Source organism: uncultured Microbacterium sp., from assembly GCF_937927635.1.
In the GTDB taxonomy this organism is placed as follows: Bacteria; Actinomycetota; Actinomycetes; order Actinomycetales; family Microbacteriaceae; genus Microbacterium.
Window position 1 is genome coordinate 24,493 of record NZ_CALBRW010000011.1, and the last position, 17,102, is coordinate 41,594.

17 protein-coding genes are annotated in these 17,102 nt (G+C 68.4%); 9 read left to right on the forward strand and 8 right to left on the reverse strand.

Annotated elements, in window-relative coordinates; genetic code table 11:
- Positions 1 to 3: 3 nt before the first annotated feature.
- Both Q0568_RS02785 and Q0568_RS02790 read right to left on the reverse strand, forming a co-directional pair.
- Entirely contained in the window at positions 4 to 1,773 is a 1,770-nt protein-coding gene (locus Q0568_RS02785; RefSeq protein ID WP_298861866.1) for a biotin carboxylase N-terminal domain-containing protein, read from the reverse strand.
- Positions 1,774 to 1,843: 70 nt separating this feature from the next.
- Entirely contained in the window at positions 1,844 to 2,500 is a 657-nt protein-coding gene (locus Q0568_RS02790; protein ID WP_298861869.1) for a nucleoside triphosphate pyrophosphatase, read from the reverse strand.
- A 42-nt stretch (positions 2,501 to 2,542) separates the two neighbouring features.
- On the opposite strand from Q0568_RS02790, the gene Q0568_RS02795 reads away from it, so the two are divergent.
- From Q0568_RS02795 to Q0568_RS02810, 4 genes are read left to right on the forward strand one after another with little or no spacing between them, the layout of a single operon-like run.
- Positions 2,543 to 3,739, forward strand: coding sequence for a class I SAM-dependent RNA methyltransferase (locus tag Q0568_RS02795; RefSeq protein ID WP_298861872.1), 1,197 nt, complete (start codon positions 2,543 to 2,545; stop codon positions 3,737 to 3,739).
- A 54-nt stretch (positions 3,740 to 3,793) separates the two neighbouring features.
- On the forward strand, positions 3,794 to 4,456 hold the full coding sequence (locus Q0568_RS02800) for a response regulator transcription factor (RefSeq protein ID WP_298861875.1): 663 nt from the start codon (positions 3,794 to 3,796) through the stop codon (positions 4,454 to 4,456).
- Entirely contained in the window at positions 4,446 to 5,699 is a 1,254-nt protein-coding gene (locus tag Q0568_RS02805; protein WP_298861878.1) for an ATP-binding protein, read from the forward strand. The genes Q0568_RS02800 and Q0568_RS02805 overlap by 11 nt, the downstream gene beginning before the upstream one ends.
- On the forward strand, positions 5,696 to 6,697 hold the full coding sequence (locus Q0568_RS02810; protein WP_298861883.1) for a hypothetical protein: 1,002 nt from the start codon (positions 5,696 to 5,698) through the stop codon (positions 6,695 to 6,697). The genes Q0568_RS02805 and Q0568_RS02810 overlap by 4 nt, the downstream gene beginning before the upstream one ends.
- Positions 6,698 to 6,942: 245 nt before the next feature.
- On the opposite strand, the gene Q0568_RS02815 is transcribed toward Q0568_RS02810, so the two are convergent.
- The 4 genes from Q0568_RS02815 to Q0568_RS02830 form a co-directional block, all read right to left on the reverse strand.
- Positions 6,943 to 7,161 carry an acyl-CoA carboxylase subunit epsilon gene (locus Q0568_RS02815; protein ID WP_298861886.1) on the reverse strand — a complete coding sequence of 73 codons (219 nt, stop codon included), beginning with the start codon at positions 7,159 to 7,161 and terminating at the stop codon, positions 6,943 to 6,945.
- 13 nt (positions 7,162 to 7,174) lie between these two features.
- Positions 7,175 to 8,773, reverse strand: a complete 1,599-nt coding sequence (locus Q0568_RS02820; RefSeq protein ID WP_298861889.1) for an acyl-CoA carboxylase subunit beta — start codon at positions 8,771 to 8,773, stop codon at positions 7,175 to 7,177.
- 75 nt (positions 8,774 to 8,848) lie between these two features.
- On the reverse strand, positions 8,849 to 9,715 hold the full coding sequence (locus Q0568_RS02825; protein ID WP_298861892.1) for a hypothetical protein: 867 nt from the start codon (positions 9,713 to 9,715) through the stop codon (positions 8,849 to 8,851).
- Entirely contained in the window at positions 9,709 to 10,251 is a 543-nt protein-coding gene (locus tag Q0568_RS02830; RefSeq protein WP_298861895.1) for a hypothetical protein, read from the reverse strand. Before Q0568_RS02830 ends, Q0568_RS02825 begins: the two co-directional genes overlap by 7 nt.
- An 83-nt stretch (positions 10,252 to 10,334) precedes the next feature.
- On the opposite strand from Q0568_RS02830, the gene Q0568_RS02835 reads away from it, so the two are divergent.
- Both Q0568_RS02835 and Q0568_RS02840 read left to right on the forward strand, forming a co-directional pair.
- On the forward strand, positions 10,335 to 10,616 hold the full coding sequence (locus tag Q0568_RS02835; RefSeq protein WP_298861898.1) for a type II toxin-antitoxin system Phd/YefM family antitoxin: 282 nt from the start codon (positions 10,335 to 10,337) through the stop codon (positions 10,614 to 10,616).
- Entirely contained in the window at positions 10,616 to 11,008 is a 393-nt protein-coding gene (locus Q0568_RS02840; RefSeq protein WP_298861901.1) for a type II toxin-antitoxin system VapC family toxin, read from the forward strand. The genes Q0568_RS02835 and Q0568_RS02840 overlap by 1 nt, the downstream gene beginning before the upstream one ends.
- 3 nt (positions 11,009 to 11,011) lie before the next feature.
- Here Q0568_RS02840 and Q0568_RS02845 read toward each other — a convergent pair whose 3' ends face one another.
- On the reverse strand, positions 11,012 to 14,155 hold the full coding sequence (locus Q0568_RS02845) for a type I restriction endonuclease (protein ID WP_298861904.1): 3,144 nt from the start codon (positions 14,153 to 14,155) through the stop codon (positions 11,012 to 11,014).
- 66 nt (positions 14,156 to 14,221) lie between these two features.
- Between Q0568_RS02845 and Q0568_RS02850 the strand changes: the two genes are divergently transcribed.
- The 3 genes from Q0568_RS02850 to Q0568_RS02860 all read left to right on the forward strand — a co-directional run bounded on the left by Q0568_RS02850 (position 14,222) and on the right by Q0568_RS02860 (position 16,518).
- Positions 14,222 to 14,644, forward strand: a complete 423-nt coding sequence (locus tag Q0568_RS02850) for a hypothetical protein (RefSeq protein ID WP_298861907.1) — start codon at positions 14,222 to 14,224, stop codon at positions 14,642 to 14,644.
- A complete protein-coding gene (locus tag Q0568_RS02855; protein WP_298861910.1) occupies positions 14,641 to 15,006 on the forward strand; it encodes a DUF5615 family PIN-like protein in 366 nt (121 codons plus the stop codon). Before Q0568_RS02850 ends, Q0568_RS02855 begins: the two co-directional genes overlap by 4 nt.
- A gap of 99 nt (positions 15,007 to 15,105) precedes the next feature.
- A complete protein-coding gene (locus tag Q0568_RS02860) occupies positions 15,106 to 16,518 on the forward strand; it encodes a DUF222 domain-containing protein (RefSeq protein ID WP_298861913.1) in 1,413 nt (470 codons plus the stop codon).
- Positions 16,519 to 16,776: 258 nt separating this feature from the next.
- Here the strand turns inward: Q0568_RS02860 and Q0568_RS02865 are convergent, their stop codons facing one another.
- The gene (locus Q0568_RS02865; protein WP_298861916.1) at positions 16,777 to 17,088 is read right to left on the reverse strand and encodes a HigA family addiction module antitoxin; all 312 of its coding nucleotides are present in this window, start codon (positions 17,086 to 17,088) and stop codon (positions 16,777 to 16,779) included.
- Between the last annotated feature and the right edge of the window lie 14 nt (positions 17,089 to 17,102).

The window sequence follows — 17,102 nt, forward strand, 5'->3', positions numbered from 1 at the left end:
GCGTCAGCTGATGGTCAGCAGCTGGTGACCGGCAGACACGGTGGCGCCCGCGGCGGCGTTGATGTTGCCGATGACGCCGTCCTTGTGCGCCTGCAGCGGCTGCTCCATCTTCATGGCCTCGAGCACCACGACCAGATCGCCCTTGACGACCTGCTGGCCCTCTTCGACGGCGACCTTGACGACAGTGGCCTGCATGGGCGACTTCACGGCGTCGCCGGATGCGCCGGAGCTCGCGGTGGAGGCGTGCGTGCGGCGGGACGGCGGGACGGCCGCCGGGCGGCCGGCGGTGCCGGAGACCGGGGCGGTCACGCGGTCGGGCAGGCTCACCTCGAGGCGACGACCGCCGACCTCGACGACCACGGTGTGACGCCCGGGCGCTGCGGCCGGGTCATCCAGCTCGCCGTCCCAGGCCGGGATGTCGTTGACGAACTCGGTCTCGATCCAGCGTGTGTACACGCCGAACTCGCCGTTCTCGGCGGTGAAGGCGGGGTCGCGGACGACCTTGCGGTGGAACGGCAGGGCGGTGGGCATGCCGGCGACCTCGAACTCGTCGAGCGTGCGGCGGGCGCGCTCCAGTGCCTCGGCGCGGTCGCGGCCGGTGACGATGAGCTTGGCCAGCAGCGAGTCGAACGCACCCGAGACCGTGTCGCCGGCGGTGACGCCGGAGTCCAGCCGCACCCCGGGGCCGCCGAAGGTCTTGAAGACCTTGATGGGGCCGGGCTGCGGCAGGAAGCCGCGGCCCGGGTCCTCGCCGTTGATGCGGAACTCGAAGGAGTGACCCTGCGGCGCGGGGTCGTCGTAGTCGATGAGGCCGCCGGCGGCGATGCGGAACTGCTCGCGCACCAGGTCGATGCCGGTGACCTCCTCGGAGACCGGATGCTCCACCTGCAGGCGGGTGTTGACCTCGAGGAACGACACGGTGCCGTCGGCGCCGATCAGGAACTCGCAGGTGCCGGCGCCCACGTAGCCGACCTCCTTGAGGATGGCCTTGGATGCCGAGTACAGCATCTCGGTCTGCTTCTCGGTGAGGAACGGCGCGGGCGCCTCCTCGACGAGCTTCTGGTGGCGGCGCTGCAGCGAGCAGTCGCGGGTGGAGATGACCACCACGTTGCCGGCGGCATCCGCCAGGCACTGGGTCTCGACGTGCCGGGGCTTGTCGAGGTACTTCTCCACGAAGCACTCGCCACGGCCGAAGGCCGCCACGGCCTCGCGGGTCGCGGACTCGAACTGCTCGGCGACCTCGTCCATCTCGCGGGCGACCTTCAGCCCGCGGCCGCCGCCGCCGAACGCGGCCTTGATGGCGATGGGCAGGCCCACCTTCTCGGCGAAGGCGATGACCTCGTCGGCGGTCTCGACGGGACCGGGGGTGCCGGGTGCCATCGGTGCGCCGACCTTCTCGGCCACGTGACGGGCGGTGACCTTGTCGCCGAGCGCCTCGATGGCCTCGGGGGAGGGGCCGATCCAGATCAGGCCGGCGTCGATGACGGCGCGGGCGAACTCGGCGTTCTCGGCCAGGAAGCCGTAGCCGGGATGCACGGCATCCGCGCCCGAGCGGCGGGCGACGGAGAGGATCTTGTCGATCTGCAGGTACGTGATGGCGCTGGTGGCGCCGTCCAGTGCGTACGCCTCGTCAGCGAGACGCGCGTGCATGGCGTCGCGGTCCTGGTCGGCGTAGACGGCCACCGAAGAGATTCCGGAGTCCCTGGCGGCGCGGACGATGCGTACGGCGATCTCGCCGCGGTTTGCGATGAGGACCTTGGCGATAGCAGGCATGAACTTCAGCCTAGCGAGTGGAAGGCAGAACTTTTTGACGCCTCTCCACAAGATATCTGCAGAACTGTCGTCAAGAACCTACCGGTGCGCTCCACAGGTCGGTCCAGGTCACACCCAGTTCGCCGGCCAGCCTGCGCAGGGTGGACAGCGACATCCCGACCACGGTCGACGGGTCACCCTCGACGCGGGTGATGAACGCCCCGCCCAGGCTGTCGACGGTGAAGGCGCCCGCCACCAGCAGAGGCTCGCCGGTGGCGATGTACGCGTCGACCTCGGCATCCGTCAGATCGTCGGCGAAGGTCACGCTCGCCTCGGCGACGGCGGTCGCCTCGACGGGCTCCGTACCGGGGGAGACGCGGAACACGGAGTGCCCGGAGTGCAGCACGCCGGTCGCGCCGCGCATGAGCCGCCAGCGCTCGCGGGCGGCCTCAGGCGTGTACGGCTTGCCGTACACCTGCCCGCCGAGAGCGAACATGGAGTCGCCGCCGATGACGATGCCGTCGAAGTCCGGATGCTGCGCCGGAAGCCTGCGCGCGACGTCGGCGGCCTTCGCACGCGCCAGCAGCAGCACCAGCTCGGCAGGGGCCAGCGGGGCACCGCGCTCGGCGGCGGCTGCGGCGCCCACGGCATCCTCATCCACGTCGGGGGCGAGCGTGAGCGGTTCGATGCCCGCCTGCCGCAGCAGCATGAGTCGGGCGGGGGAGGTGGATGCCAGGCAGACGCGCATGCGTCCCACGATACGGGCCGCGCGGTATGGGATCCTGGAGGGATGACCTCCTCGCAGCCCACGCTCGACCTCGACATCACCGGCATCGCGCATGGCGGCACCTTCATCGCCCGGCACGAGGGGCGGGTCGTCTTCGTTCCCGACGCCATTCCCGGGGAGCGGGTGCGCGTGCAGGTCACCGACGCGTCGAAGAACTCGTTCTGGCGTGCCGAGACCCTCGAGGTGCTCGAGGCATCGCCGCATCGCCGGCCGCACGTGTGGGCGGAGGCCGATGTCTCCCGCGCCCCGGAGGACCGCGTGGGCGGCGCCGATCTCGGGCACATCGAGCTCGGCGAGCAGCGGATGCTCAAGCGCCGCGTGCTGCAGGAGGCTCTGGACAAGTTCGCGGGTGCGGGGCTGGAGGCCCCTGAGGTCGTGGCGGTGGATGCCGGCGACGGCACCGGCTGGCGCACACGCGTCTCGCTGCATGTGGACGGCGACGGCCGTGTGGGACCCTACGCGGCCCGCAGCCACCGCGTGATCGACGTGGCGACGCTGCCGCTGGCGCGGCCGGCCGTGGCCGAGGCCGCGTACGCGCTGCGCGCGCAGAAACCCGGACGCGTCGACCTGGTCGAGCCCGCCGACGGCCGAGTGCGCGTGATGCCGCGGCCCGATGGCGCTCGCCGGGGGAAGCGCGAGGAGGTCTTCGAGCGCGCCGGCGGCAGGCGCTTCGCCGTGGAGGCCGACGGCTTCTGGCAGGTGCACCCGCAGGCCGCGGACACGCTGCAGCACGCCGTAGGCGACGCGCTCGCAGGCCGCATCGACGCGGATGCCACGCACTTCGACCTGTATGGCGGTGTCGGGCTGTTCGCCGCCGTCCTCGGTGAGCAGGGCGCGCGTGACATCGTCACCGTGGAATCCGACCGCCGGGCCACGGAGCACGCACGCGAGAACCTCTCGGCCTTCGACGCGCAGGCCGTCACCGCACGCGTGGACAGGTTCCTGGTGGGGCTCGCCGAGGGCTCCAGGGCCGGTGCAGTGGTGCTGGATCCTCCGCGTGCGGGAGCCGGCCGTGCCGTCGTCGAGTCCATCCACGCGCTTGCGCCCGAGGCTGTCGTCTACGTCGCCTGCGACCCGGTGGCGCTCGCCCGTGACCTCGGCACCTTCCGGGGCCTGGGGTGGAACGTGGACTCGCTGCGGGCCTTCGACCTGTTCCCGCACTCGCATCACTTCGAGGCCGTGGCGCTGCTGACCCGCTGATGGACGCGGATATCGCGCACGATCACGCGTGCGCGCACTGAGTAGGCTGACGGCATGAGCACAGTCGCCCTCATAGACGACCACGAATCGGTTCGTCTGGGAATCGAGGCCGCCTGTCTGCGTGACGGCGAGCAGATGATCGTCTTCTCCGGCGGCACCGTCAAGGAGTACCTGGCGTGGCGTCAGGCGTCCGGCGCGCGCCCCGCCGACGTCGTGGTGCTGGATCTCACGCTCGGCGACGGGACCACGGTCACCGAGAACGTCGCGACGCTCGTCGCCGACGGCGCCAGCGTGGTCATCCACAGCGTCGCCGACCGGGCTGCCGCTGTGCGCGAGGCGCTGGTGGCGGGAGCTGCGGGCGTGGTCAGCAAGTCGTCGGCTCTGGAGGACGTGCTGGATGCCATCCGCACGGTGGCGCGCGGCGACGCCCTCAACAATGTGGAGTGGGCGAGCGCCGTCGACGGCGACCGCGAGTTCGCCGATGCGCAGCTGTCCACCCGTGAGCGCGACGTGCTGAGGCTGTACGCGACGGGCCTGCCGCTGAAGGCCGTGGCCGAGCGCCTGGGCGTGGCGTACTCGACGGCCAAGGAGAATATCACCCGCATCCGGGTGAAGTACGTCGAGGTGGGGCGCCCCGCGCCCACCAAGGTCGACCTGCTGCGCCGGGCGGTGGAGGACGGCATCGTCGCGCCGGAGGGCTTGACGAGTGCCGGCTGAGGCGACGGGCGTCCACCGGGTGCGCAGCATCCGGGACGCCTGGAACAGCCTTCCGACCCCCGGACAGGTGGGCGTGGGACTGGAGCGGTTCACCGGTGAGCGCATGGAGCGCATCCTCGCGGTGGTCGCCGCGATCGGCAGCACCGCGCTGGGCATCCAGGCCTTCCTGAACGCCGCCACCCGGCTGATCCGGCTGGACGGACCGCACCTGGCCATGATGATCCTGGTCTTCGGGCCGCTGCTGTGGATGATCCTGGCGTGCGTGAGCGGGCGCTGGGTGCGACAGGCCTGCGGTGCTTTCGCGGTGGTCTACGTGCTGGCGCTGCTGCTGTGGCCGGCCGTGGTGGATCGCACGATCCGCGAGCCGGCGGAGCAGCCGTGGATCTTCTTCCTGGTCAACATCGGCGTGGTCGCTGCTGTGCTGGCCTTTCCTCTCCGGCTGCAGTTCACCTGGGCGCTGGCGCTTCCTCTCGTGTACGGCTGGGTGCGTCTGGCCCAGGGCGACTTCTCGCAGGACTTCTGGATCACCACCGGGTTCGACGTGACCTTCACGGTCATCCTCGGCATGGTCATCGTGTCGCTGGCGTGGATGTTCCGGCAGGTCGCGACGGGTGTCGACGATGCGCGTCTGGCGGCCGTGGAGGCGTACGCAGTGGCCGCGGCCGCGGAGGCCGCAGAGGAGGAGCGCATCGCGATGGCAGCGCTCATGCACGACAGCGTCCTGGCGGCGCTGATCGCCGCGGAGCGCGCATCGAGCGAGCGCGAGCGGACGCTGGCCGTGGGGATGGCACGTGAGGCGCTGACCCGCCTGGCCAACACGGAGGCGTCGATCGCGCAGGCCGGCAGCGACGAGCCGGTGGGTCGTTCGCGGATCGTCGCCGAGCTGCGCCGAACGCTCTCGGAGCGCGGAGCGGATGCCGTGGTGGAGGAGCGCGGAGTCGCGATCGATGTGCCGGGCCGTGTCGCGAGGGCGATGGTGCTGGCGGCCAGGCAGGCGATCGGCAACGCCCTGATCCACGCGGGCGGGCGAGGGCTGCACATCATCGCCGAGTCGCACGAGCGGGGTGCGCTGGTGCTGACCGTGCTGGATGCCGGGGCCGGATTCGATCCCGAGGCCATCAGCGAGGACCGCCTGGGCATCCGCGCGTCGATCGTGGCGCGCATGGCAGCCATCTCCGGAAGCTCACTGATCACGTCCGGCGACCAGGGCACGACCGTGGAACTCAGCTGGGAGCCGTCATGAGGCGCACCGTCCGGAGCATGACCACGGCGCTGGCGCTGGGGTTCGCACTGTACTTCGCCGCGCGGGCGATCTGGTGGGTCCAGCAGCCCACGGCCCCACTGCTGATGGTGGCGGGCATCCTGCTGTACCTCGCGGCGACGCTCACCGCGATCCTGTCCTCGCAGGCGGGGACTTCGAGGATGCCGCTGGGCGCTGCCATCCTCGCGCTGATCGCCGCTGCCGGCGTGCCGACCGTGGTCAGTCTGGCGCTGCCGCCGGAGATGCGGACGGCGCCGTTCGCGACCTGGTACATCGGCGCCATCGGCCTGCTGGCCGTGGTGTGCATCGTGCGGCGCAGCCCGCTGTTCGGCTGGATGATCCTGGCCGTGCTGGTCGTGTCAGCGTGCGCGTACATGGGCTTCGAGAACGCGTTCACCCTGGGCCTGGTGGGTTCCCTGACGTGGGTCGTCATCGCCCAGCTGCTGGTGCTGTTCTGGGACCGGGCCGTGCGCGACACCGAGCGTCTGGCCGACGTGCAGCAGGCGGCGTCCGCCTGGCACTCCACTCAGGTGGTTCGGCAGAAGGAGCGGCGGGTGCGCGCGCAGCGCGCGCTGGTGATCGCCGGCCCCGTGCTCTCACGCACGGTCGCGAGCCATGGCGAGCTGACGGACGAGGAGCGCCTGGCGGCGAGGCTGGCCGAGGGCACGCTGCGGGACGAGCTGCGCGGCGCGGGTCTGCTCAACGACGCGGTGCGACGCGCGATCGCGGATGCCAGGATGCGCGGCACCGTCGTGACCGTGTTCGACGAGGGCGGGTTGGAGGGCATCGATGAGGCACGGCTCGCGGAGATCCGCGACGAGCTGGCCGAGGTGCTGCAGGCGGCGAGGACGAACCGCCTGATCATCCGGGCGGGTCGCGACGAGCAGATCGCGGTCACCGTGGTGGGTCGGGATGCCGGCGGAGCGCACGACGACGACGCCGTGGATCTCTGGCACGAGATCCGGCGAACGGCATCCTGACCCGGGCCGTTCGGGAAGAGAGTGGGCGAGGGGCGGCGAAGCCGCCCGCCCCTCGCCGATGCGGAGCAGTTACCCGAAAACTGTCCGCGTGGGGGCGGTACTGCGTCTGCCTACCCTGGGGCGGAGCAGCCGCCTAACGCGAAGCGTCCCCATAAGTCTGACGGGTGTCAACACATCTGTCTGTAGGTATTTCGGGGGACAAATTCCCGCCAATTCAGACGAAAGTAGCTAGTCGTCTTGGCCGTTCAGCCAGAGAAGCGCCCCCAGGGGATATCCCTTCGGAGGGGGCCCTGCAGTCCACGCTGCGTGCGCTCCCACACCGAGATGTGCGGCTCCTCGGCGACGGCATCCGCTGTCTCCGTCGCGTAGGCGTCGCTGACGACGGCGATGAGCGCGGCGAGCTCCACGTCGGTGGGCGTGCCGCGGACGATCTCGATGCGCGGCTTCTCGTCTGATTCAGTCATGGTGCGACGCCGATCACAGCGGGATGTTGCCGTGCTTCTTGGCGGGCAGCTCGGCGCGCTTGCCCTTCAGCGCACGCAGCGACTTGGCGATGGACACGCGGGTGTTCGCCGGCTCGATGATGCCGTCGATCTCGCCGCGCTCGGCCGCCAGGAACGGGCTGGTGACGCCGTAGGTGTACTCGGCGGCCAGGCGGCTGCGCACGGCCGCCACATCCTCGCCGGCCTCCTCGGCCTTCTTGATCTCGCCGCGGTAGAGGATGTTCACCGCGCCCTGGCCGCCCATCACGGCGATCTCCGCCGTGGGCCATGCCAGGTTCACATCGGCGCCGAGCTGCTTGGAGCCCATCACGATGTACGCGCCGCCGTAGGCCTTGCGCAGGATGACGGTGACCAGGGGCACGGTGGCCTCGGCATAGGCGAAGATCAGCTTCGCGCCGCGGCGGATGACGCCGGTCCACTCCTGGTCGGTGCCGGGCAGATACCCGGGGACGTCGACGAGGGTGACGATCGGGATCGAGAAGGCGTCGCAGAAGCGCACGAAGCGGCTGGCCTTCTCGCCGGCCTCGATGTTGAGTGTGCCTGCCATCTGCGAGGGCTGGTTGGCGATGATGCCCACCGAGCGTCCCTCCACGCGGCCGAAGCCGATCAGGATGTTCGGAGCGAACAGCGGCTGCACCTCGAGGAACTCGCCGGCATCGACGATGTGCTCGATGACCGTGCGCATGTCGTAGGGCTGGTTGGGGGAGTCCGGGATGATCGCGTTGAGCCGCTGATCGGCATCCGTCGTCTCCCAGTCGAACTCCGCCGCGTACGTCGGCAGCTCGGCCATGTTGTTGTCGGGGAGGAAGCTCAGAAGGGTGCGCGCGTAGTCGATCGCGTCGTCCTCGTCGGCGGCGAGGTAGTGCGCGACGCCCGAGCGGGTGTTGTGCGTGTACGCGCCGCCCAGCTCCTCCATGCCGACGTCCTCGCCGGTGACGGTCTTGATGACGTCGGGGCCGGTGACGAACATCTGGCTGGTCTTGTCGACCATGATGACGAAGTCGGTCAGGGCCGGGCCGTACACGGCGCCGCCGGCCGCCGGGCCCATGATGATGGAGATCTGCGGGATGACGCCCGAGGAGCGGGTGTTCGCCTTGAAGATCTCGCCGTACTTGCTGAGGGCGAGCACGCCCTCCTGGATACGGGCGCCGCCGGAGTCGAGGATGCCGATGATCGGCATCCCGTTGGTGAGGGCGAACTCCATGATCTTGATGATCTTGTCGCCGGAGACCTCGCCGAGCGAGCCGCCGAAGACGGTGAAGTTCTGCGAATAGATGGCGACCGTGCGGCCGTTGATGGTGCCGATGCCGGTGACGACGGAGTCGCCGTACGGGCGGTTGCGGTCCATGCCGAACGCGGTCGTGCGGTGGCGCACGTACTCGTCGAGCTCGACGAAGCTGCCGGTGTCCACGAGCATCTCGATGCGCTCGCGAGCGGTCATCTTGCCCTTGGCGTGCTGCTTCTCCTGGGCGATCTTCTCCGGCTCCACGACGGCTTCGTTGAAGCGCGCGCGCAAGTTCGCGATCTTCGCGGCGGTGGTCGAGAGGTCAGGCTTGTCGGTCACGGGTTCCACCCTATCGCCGAGGACTGTCGCCACGTTGGATGCCGCACACAACGGGTTCGCCGATCCTTTGGAGTCGGACCACCATCAGCAGCCGGCGGCGTGGGGGTCTTCGTTGCAGGTGTGGGCGACGAGGGCGGTGTGGGCTTCGTAGATGCGGATGTCCTGGCCGGGTCCGGGAATGGTGAGGGTTCCGGTGATGGGGTACCAGCCGGTGCCGAGGTCGATCTCGGCGGTGTAGACGGTGTCGGCGGATGCCGTGTAGGTGCCGCGGTCACGGTAGACGTGGCTGGTGTCGGTGGGGCTGAACTGCGGCAGGTGCAGTGCGTCCCAGCTGGTGCCGGGGGTCTTGGTGGTCTTCGTCGCGCCGTCGCCGTAGTGGAAGGTGAAGGATACCGGGGTGAAGCGGACGGTGATGGGGTAGCCGAACAGCTCGCCGGATCTGGTGTGCGCGGCGGCGCTGGTGGTGAAGTTGGTGGGCAGGCCCGCGACCCCGAGGTTGTCGGGCTCCCCGGTGATCGTCGCCGGAGCGGGGGCGAAGGTCGCCAGGTCGGTGATCGTGATGGGCTGCGTGGCGCGGGGATCTTCAGACTCGGGGGCGTCGGCAGGCCTCTGGACAGCGGGGACGCAGCGCGCCTGGAGATCCCAGAGCGTGTCGCAGTCCGTGAACTTCTCGCCGAGGGTGCGAGTGCGCGTGTCACGCGCAGGCGCGTGCACGTTGGCGATCGGGGTCGTGCTGTGGCCGTGCCCCTTGGGCTTGGAGTCCGGGGCGGGAGAATGACCGGGCCGGTTGATATTGCCTTCTACGGTGGCGGTTTGGGTCTCTGGATCAATGGCTGCTGCCACGGTCTGCGAACCCAGTTCCTCAGGCGGATCTGCGGCGTCCGCAACCTGTGGAATCAAGATGGAGGTCACGAGAATCAGGGTGCCGATGGCAACCGTCTTCCTCAGCATGAGAAGTCATCCTTGGGTTTGTGATTCGACTCAATGCGAAGCCCTGTCGGTGTTGATCCAGGGGTAAAAGTGACCAGTCGTCCAACACGAGGAATTCTTCCGTCAGGAACTACAGATTCCCCGTCCGAGCGCACCAAGTCGACGCTTGACACGTCGATGCACAACTGAACGACAACCTCGTCGTTCGACGCAGACAGTGGCGAAAAGGTGTCGAATGACGCGGCTCCGACTCGTTTGATCTGTTCGGCGTGATAGACACTCAGTGCCTTCTTCTCCGAGCTGAGGGCAGTACCCGACAACCACCTGTACACGGGCTCGAACGTGTTCGGGTCTGAATAGTCAGTTGCGTTCGCGGCGGTCGAGTAGGCCCTGTACGTCTCCTCCGCAGCCTTGAACGCCTCGGCATCCGACGAGAACAGCGCCGTCTTCGTCGGCTTGGGCGCAGGCTCCGGTGTGCACGCGGCCAGCATCCCGAGGGCGAGCAGCCCGGCGGACAGCACACCGAGCGCACGAACAGGGCGGGAAGCGAGAGTCACCCGGACACGGTAACCCGAACGACGAGCATCCCGCAGAAGTTATCCACAGGTCGGCGCATCCACTGAATGCTACGCTGTGCTACATGGCTACGATCAGTCACCGTGAGATGCGCAACAACAGCGCCGAGGTCCTTCGGCGCGTGGAAGCGGGGGAGACGATCACGGTGACGAATCATGGGCGGGCGGTCGCGCAGTTGTCACCGGTGCGGCAGTCGATTCTGGAAGAGCTGGAAGCCAACGGTCAGCTGCGCCGGGCGACGAGCGACCGGGCGTCGCTGCGCGACATCCCCAGAGTCGCGCTGCCCGACGGAGCGACCACGGCGGACATCATCGCCGACGTCCGCGGCTACGATCGCGACTACTGATGACGCTCGCATACCTGGACACGTCCGCTGCGATGAAGCTTCTCTATCAGGAGGACGGCGCATCGGCCATGGGCGAGCTGTTCGCCGACCCGGCTGGGCCGACATTCGTGTCGTCGTGGCTGCTGCACACCGAGCTGCACTGCGCCGCGAATCGGCGTGGTGGCGCCGAAGTGCGGTCGATCTCACGAGTGCTCTCCGGCGTCAACCTCGTCGATCTTGCACGCGGCCATCTCGTCTCTGCGGGTGCTCTCGCCCCGCTCCGCGCACAGGATGCGATCCATCTCGCGGTCGCTCTGAGTCTCACTGCCGATCAGATGATCACGTACGACGACGAACTCGCCGCCGCCGCTGAGCGGGCGGGGCTCCTCGTCGTCAGCCCCGGCATCCGCTGACGCTCAGGCGCTCCTCCGCTCGTCGCCGTCGCTCTCGCCCTGCACGTTCTCATGCACCAGCGCGCCCAGCAGCTGCACGAGCCGTCCGCGCATCTCGGGGTGCGCGAGGTAGTAGTCCACGATGCGATTGTTGGTGTCCTGGTTGCTGAGCACGGCATCCGTAACCGCATCGTTCAGGTCGGGCGACTCCACGAACTGCTTGCGCGTGTTCGCCGCGGCCTGGGTGCGCAGCTGCGGGTTCCCGGTGAGCACGGTCACGACGCTCTCCGCCCAGCTCTGCACGCCGGAGTCGCTGAAATCCTCGTCCGAGAACAGCTCGTTGATGCGCGCGAGGATGTCCGCCAGCCGCGCCAGCTTGGGGTCCCGCGCGGTGCCGGTCCCTCCGGCGCGGGCGGGATCCATGGCACCGGCTTCTCCGGCATCCAGATCCAGGTCGGCGTCGCCGCGGCGGGTCTGCTTGATATGCGTGAGCTCGATCGACGAGAAGTCGATCGGCTCGCCGCGCTCCCGACCGGTCAGACGGGGGAGCAGCAGCCGCAGGTACAGCGAGCGCTTTTCGAGACCGGTGTCGGCGTAGTCGAAGATCTGCGACAGGAAGTCGTAGAACCGGATGAACGTGCCGACGTCCTTGCGGAACAGGTCCAGCTCGTCCTGCTCCGTCTTGGCTCCGGATGCCACGGCCGCGGCGTACCTCGTGTTGAACCGGTCGGCTGCAGCCTTCAGCGGTGCGGTGTGCGCACCGTGCTTGGGTGGGGTGGATGTGGCCAGGAACGCCGCCGCGAAGGCCTCGATCTCGGCATCCGTGTAGATGCTCGCCGCATCCAGCTTGGTCTGCAGGTCGTGCACCTGATCGGGGTCGCTGGTCTCGCTGAGCTCGGCGGTGCGATGGTACTGCCGGAACGTCTCCAGGATCTCCTGCGGGTCGTTCACGAAGTCGAGGATGTATGTGGTGTCCTTGCCGCCGGCGGGGTAGGTGCGGTTCAGTCGGGAGAGCGTCTGCACGGCCGTGACCCCGTCGAGCCGCTTGTCGACGTACATCGCGCACAGCAGCGGCTGGTCGAACCCGGTCTGGTACTTGTTGGCGACGATCAGGATCTGGAAATCGTCGGATGCGAAGGCGGTGGGGATGCTGCGCCCGCGGAGCCCGCTGTTGAGGTTGGACTCCGAGTACGGCGGCTGCACGCCCGCGAAGGCCACTCCGGGCACCTGCTCTGCCGTCATGGTTCCGGAGAAGGCGACCAGCGTCGCGAGCCGGTACTTCTTCGACGCGATGTAGGCGTCGATGGCCTCCTTGTAGCGGATGGCGTGCTCGCGCGATGCGGTGACGACCATGGCCTTGGCGTGCCCGTCGAGCAGGTGGCGCACGTTGGCACGGTAGTGCTCGACGATGATCTGCACCTTCTGCGCGATGTTGGTCGGATGCAGCGACACCCAGCGCATGAGTCCCTTGACGGCCTCGCCCTCATCGACCTCGTCGACGATCTGCAGGTGCCGTCGGGTGGTCTCTGCCAGCTGGAACGCCGTCGAGTAGGTCGTGTAGTTGCGCAGCACGTCGAGGATGTAGCCCTCCTCGATGGCCTGGCGCATCGAGTAGACGTGGAACGCGCGGGGGATGCCGGCGGCATCCGCTCTTCCGAACAGCTCCAGCGTCTTCGGCTTGGGGGTGGCCGTGAAGGCGAAGAACGAGAGGTTGGGGGAGTCGGCACGGGCCGTCATCTGCGCGGCGAGGAGGGCTTCAGCGTCCACCTCTCCGCCGTCGTCGAGGGCGGCCTGCTCTTCGGTGGTGAGCACCTCGCGGAGCTTCTTCGACGCCTCGCCGGTCTGGGAGGAGTGCGCCTCGTCGGCGATGATCGCGAAGCCGCGTCCGGCGAGTCCCTTGTTCTGCTGGATGGCCTTCAGCGCATAGGGGAAGGTCTGCAGCGTGACGATGATGATGAGCTTGCCCGAGAGCAGCGTCTTGGCCAGCAGGCCCGACTTGGAGCCCTCGCCGGCCCTGCGCACCTCGTCGGCGTTGATCGTGGCGACGGTGCCGTGCACGCCCTCGATCTGCGTGATGGCCTTCTGCAGCTGATCGTCGAGCACGGTGCGGTCGGTGATGACGATGACGGAGTCGAACACCTTGTGGTTGGCGTCGTCGTGCAGGCTGGAGAGTCCGTGCGCGAGCCAGGCGATCGAGTTGGTCTTGCCGGAGCCGGCGGAGTGCTGCACGAGGTAGCGATGGCCGGGGCCCTCCGCGCGGGCGGTGGCCAGCAGCTCGGTGACGAGCTCCCACTGGTGGAAGCGCGGGAACAGCAGCGTCGTGCGCTTGGTGACCTCGCCGGTGATCGGGTCGGTGGACTGCGACTTCTCGATGTGCAGCAGCCGGCCGAGGATGTGCAGCCAGGCGTCGCGCTGCAGCACGCGCTCCCACAGGTACGAGGATGCCGCGCCGTTCGGGTTCACGGGGTTGCCCGCGCCCTGGTCGTTGCCGAGGTTGAACGGCAGGAAGCGCGTGGCGGCGCCGGCCAGGCGCGTGGTCATCGCGACCTCGTCGGTGGAGACGGCGAAGTGCACCAGCGCTCGGTGCGCGAAGCCCAGCAGCGGCTCGCCCTTCGGATCGCGGTCGTGGCGGTACTGCGTGACCGCATCGGCGATGGACTGCATGTTGTCGGTCTTCAGCTCGAGCGTCGCGACTGGGATGCCGTTGGCGAAAAGCACCAGATCGAGGGAGTTGGTGTTCTTCGTGGAGTAGTAGACCTGACGGACCACGCGCAGCCGGACGGCGTCGTAGTCCTGCTGCGCCTGCGCATTGAGTGTGGTGGCGGGCTTGAACGCGCACATCCGGAACGTCGCGGGCGTCTTCTTGAATCCGCGCCGCAGCACGTTGAGCGTGCCGCCGCCGGCATCCAAGGGGAGATCCAGGGTCTTCACGAGCCGGTCCAGCAGTTGCTGCTTGGCCTTCTCCTGCTCTGGAGCGGAGGCTGAAGGCTTGACGACCTTGTCCCATTCGTCGGGCTGCGTCTGCTGGATCCACGCGAACACGTCCTCGGGGAACAGTGCGCGCACCTTGTCGTAGCCGTGCGTGTTCTCCGGTTCGTAGATCCAGCCGTTCGCCGCCAGGTACTCGCAGATCTCGCGCTCGAACGCTTCCTCGTGCTGGATGCCCATGCATGCAAGCATGGCGCATATATGAGCTATCCCTAGCGATCCCGAGTGCGCACTACAATGTAGTGCATGTCATCCACACCGGTCTCGATCCGCTTCGACGACGACGTGCTCGATCGTGTCCGCCGGTCGGCCGCGGTGCGCGACACGACGGCGTCGAGCCTGATTCAGCGGTATGTGGAGGAGGCGCTGCGCACGCAGGACTTCCCGGGAATCGTGTTCCGCGATGGGCCCGCGGGGCGACGGGCCGCGCTCGCCGTCGGTCCGGATGTGTGGGAGATCGCGTCCGCGCTGCGCGATGTCGAGCAGCGCGGCGATGCGGCCATCGAGGCCGTGGCGGTGGACTTCAGCCTGTCGCCCGTGGCTGTTCGGCTTGCGCTGTCGTACTACGGCGCTCATGCGGCGGAGATCGACGCTGAAGTAGCAGAGAACGACCGTGCGGCTGAGGTGGCGCTCGCCTCTTGGAAGGCGCAGCAGCGGCTCGTATCGTGACAGAGCGGCTGCTGCTCGATGAGCAGGACAGCGAGCAGATCGCCGTCGCTCTGCGCGAGCGGGGGCATGATGTGGAATCCGTGGTGGCAGATGACACGCTGCGCGCGGCGAGCGATCCGGTGGTGTTCCTCGAAGCCGCCGCGAGAGGGCGACGGATTGTCACGGAGAACATCAAGGACTTCCGCCCTCTGCTGATGGCCGCGCTGGGGAAGGGAGAGACGTTCGCGCCACTGCTGCTGGTCGCACCTCGTCGCTTCCCGCGAGGGTCTGGTTCGAGGGCGCATGCGATCGTGGATGCACTCGCAACCTGGCTCGACGATGCTGATGCGCAGCCGCGCCCGGTCGAGGATTGGCTGATCTGAGAAAGTCTCGCTGATCAGCCCGGATCTCGACTCTCAATGCGATGCACTGAGCGAGCGACAGCGACTCTCAATGTCGGTGGCCCCCTGTTGAATAGAAGCATGAACAGCACCGCCGCAGTCCTCGATCGGGTCGCCTCCGACCTCGATCAGGTGCTGGGTGCGGATGCTCTTTCGACCCTGTCGGATGCCGAGCGGCTGTCAGTGCTGAACGCTGCCGGCGAAGTGCTGCGGCGAGCCGAGGCGGTCATCGTCGAGACGGTGGCGACGTCCGATCCGGTGGACGTTCCGCACAGTGCCGGATGTCGCAGCATGAACGAACTGCTGCAACGCACCCTTCGGGCTGATTCGCGCACGGCGGCGCAACTGGTCAAGGCTGGCAGGCTCGCGCATCGCGATACGGATCTCACATCCGGCGAATCGTTGCCTGCACGGTGGCCCGCGGTGAGACAGGCGCTGCTCGATGGCGCGATCGGAGTCACGGGTCTGCTGGCCGCCACCGGACCGATCGAGGCTGCCGGGGAGCGGATCGGCACCGCAGACCGGTGGAAGGCGGATGAGCTTCTGGCCGACGTGGCGCGCGGGTATGCGATGAGCGAAGACGACGAGGCAGTGTCGGATGCGGCACCCGCGCCCACGCCCGAGGACCTGAAGGCGCTCGCGTACGAGATCGCCGTACGGCTCGACCCCGACGGCTCTGAGCCGGTCGAAGAGCGGGCGATGCGCAAGCGGTACCTCACGATCGGGCGGATGCGCGACGGCGTATACCCGCTGCGCGGCAACCTGCTGCCCGAGACGTACGCACAGTTGCAGCTGCTGCTGGACGCGCAGTTGAACCCGAAGACCGACGGACCGCCGGCTCCGGAGGGCGTCGCGTTCCGCCCGTCCGACGAGAAGGCGGATGCTGAAGAAGACGAGCTCAACAGCGACCCGCGCAGCGTGCTCGACACGCGCACGCGCGGCCAGAAGCAGCACGATGCGCTCGCCGCGACTCTTGGTATCGCCGCCCGTCACGCGGACATGCCGTCTCTGGGCGGCGCAGCGCCCACGCTGGTCGTGCACATGGACTTCAGTGATGACTCGTGGGCCCGCATCCCGGGAGTCGACGGGCCGGTGAGCGGCGCGGTCGCACGTCACACCGGCTGCACCGGCGCTCTCCAGCGCGTGTTCACCGAGAACGGCCGGATCGTCGGGATGACCATCACCGACCGCATCTTCGATGTGTACCAGCGCCGCGCGATCACGCTCCGAGACAAGGAGTGCATCATTCCCGGCTGCCACGTCCCCGCGTCGTGGTGCGAGATCCATCACGTCGTCGAGCATGCGCGCGGCGGCCCGACCAGCACTGACAACGGGGTTCCGCTGTGCTGGTGGCATCACAGGTCACTGGATCACTCCGGGTGGGAGATCCGCATGAATGATGGCCTGCCCGAGATCCGAGGGCCGTCCTGGTGGGATCCCCTCCATCACTGGCGCGTGCCGCGCCTGTCGCTGCCGGACTTCGCGTTCACGTAGCGTGCACCCGGTCATTGAGCGAGCCCCGCCAACCGGTCATTGAGCGAGCCCCCACCAACCGGTCATTGAGCGAGCGAAGCGAGACGAAATGCACTTCACGGGTGCAGTGGTGACGGGCTGCGGGATCGTCGCTTCGCTCGCAGAGCGGGGACCCCGGCGCTGGCGCGCCACCCCGATGCTCGCTCATGCGACGATCCCTCCGCCCTCAGCTTTCGGGGGCGCGGGACTGCGCGTTCTGCGTGTCTGGTGTTGTGCGTGTCAGGCGGCGGGACGGTCGATCCGGCGCACGTTGTCGAGGTTGACGGTCCGACGCGCGTGCCACAGGTCATAAGCCTGCTGCATGGCGAGCCAACTCTCGGCAGAGCGGCCCAGGGCCTTCGAGAGGCGCAGTGCCATCTCGGGCTTGACACGTGATTTGGCAGTGAGGAAGCGGCGCACGACTGACGGCGTGATGTCGAGCGCGATCGCGAGGTCCTCAACGCTCAGCGCCCATTCCGCGAGGTAGCTCTCCTTGATGAACTCGCCGGGGTGCAGGGGTGCATACATCGGGGCGTCCACCTCGTAGATCATCGGTCTCTCCTCTC

Excerpts from the sequence above, each read along its gene's own strand:
- Q0568_RS02845 (WP_298861904.1), bottom strand. The coding sequence starts at position 14,155 with ATGGGCATCCAGCACGAGGAAGCGTTCGAGCGCGAGATCTGCGAGTAC.
- Q0568_RS02860 (WP_298861913.1), top strand. The coding sequence starts at position 15,106 with ATGAACAGCACCGCCGCAGTCCTCGATCGGGTCGCCTCCGACCTCGAT.
- Q0568_RS02850 (WP_298861907.1), top strand. The coding sequence starts at position 14,222 with ATGTCATCCACACCGGTCTCGATCCGCTTCGACGACGACGTGCTCGAT.
- Q0568_RS02835 (WP_298861898.1), top strand. The coding sequence starts at position 10,335 with ATGGCTACGATCAGTCACCGTGAGATGCGCAACAACAGCGCCGAGGTC.
- Q0568_RS02785 (WP_298861866.1), bottom strand. The coding sequence starts at position 1,773 with ATGCCTGCTATCGCCAAGGTCCTCATCGCAAACCGCGGCGAGATCGCC.
- Q0568_RS02840 (WP_298861901.1), top strand. The coding sequence starts at position 10,616 with ATGACGCTCGCATACCTGGACACGTCCGCTGCGATGAAGCTTCTCTAT.
- Q0568_RS02810 (WP_298861883.1), top strand. The coding sequence starts at position 5,696 with ATGAGGCGCACCGTCCGGAGCATGACCACGGCGCTGGCGCTGGGGTTC.
- Q0568_RS02825 (WP_298861892.1), bottom strand. The coding sequence starts at position 9,715 with ATGCTGAGGAAGACGGTTGCCATCGGCACCCTGATTCTCGTGACCTCC.
- Q0568_RS02800 (WP_298861875.1), top strand. The coding sequence starts at position 3,794 with ATGAGCACAGTCGCCCTCATAGACGACCACGAATCGGTTCGTCTGGGA.
- Q0568_RS02865 (WP_298861916.1), bottom strand. The coding sequence starts at position 17,088 with ATGATCTACGAGGTGGACGCCCCGATGTATGCACCCCTGCACCCCGGC.
- Q0568_RS02795 (WP_298861872.1), top strand. The coding sequence starts at position 2,543 with ATGACCTCCTCGCAGCCCACGCTCGACCTCGACATCACCGGCATCGCG.
- Q0568_RS02815 (WP_298861886.1), bottom strand. The coding sequence starts at position 7,161 with ATGACTGAATCAGACGAGAAGCCGCGCATCGAGATCGTCCGCGGCACG.
- Q0568_RS02790 (WP_298861869.1), bottom strand. The coding sequence starts at position 2,500 with ATGCGCGTCTGCCTGGCATCCACCTCCCCCGCCCGACTCATGCTGCTG.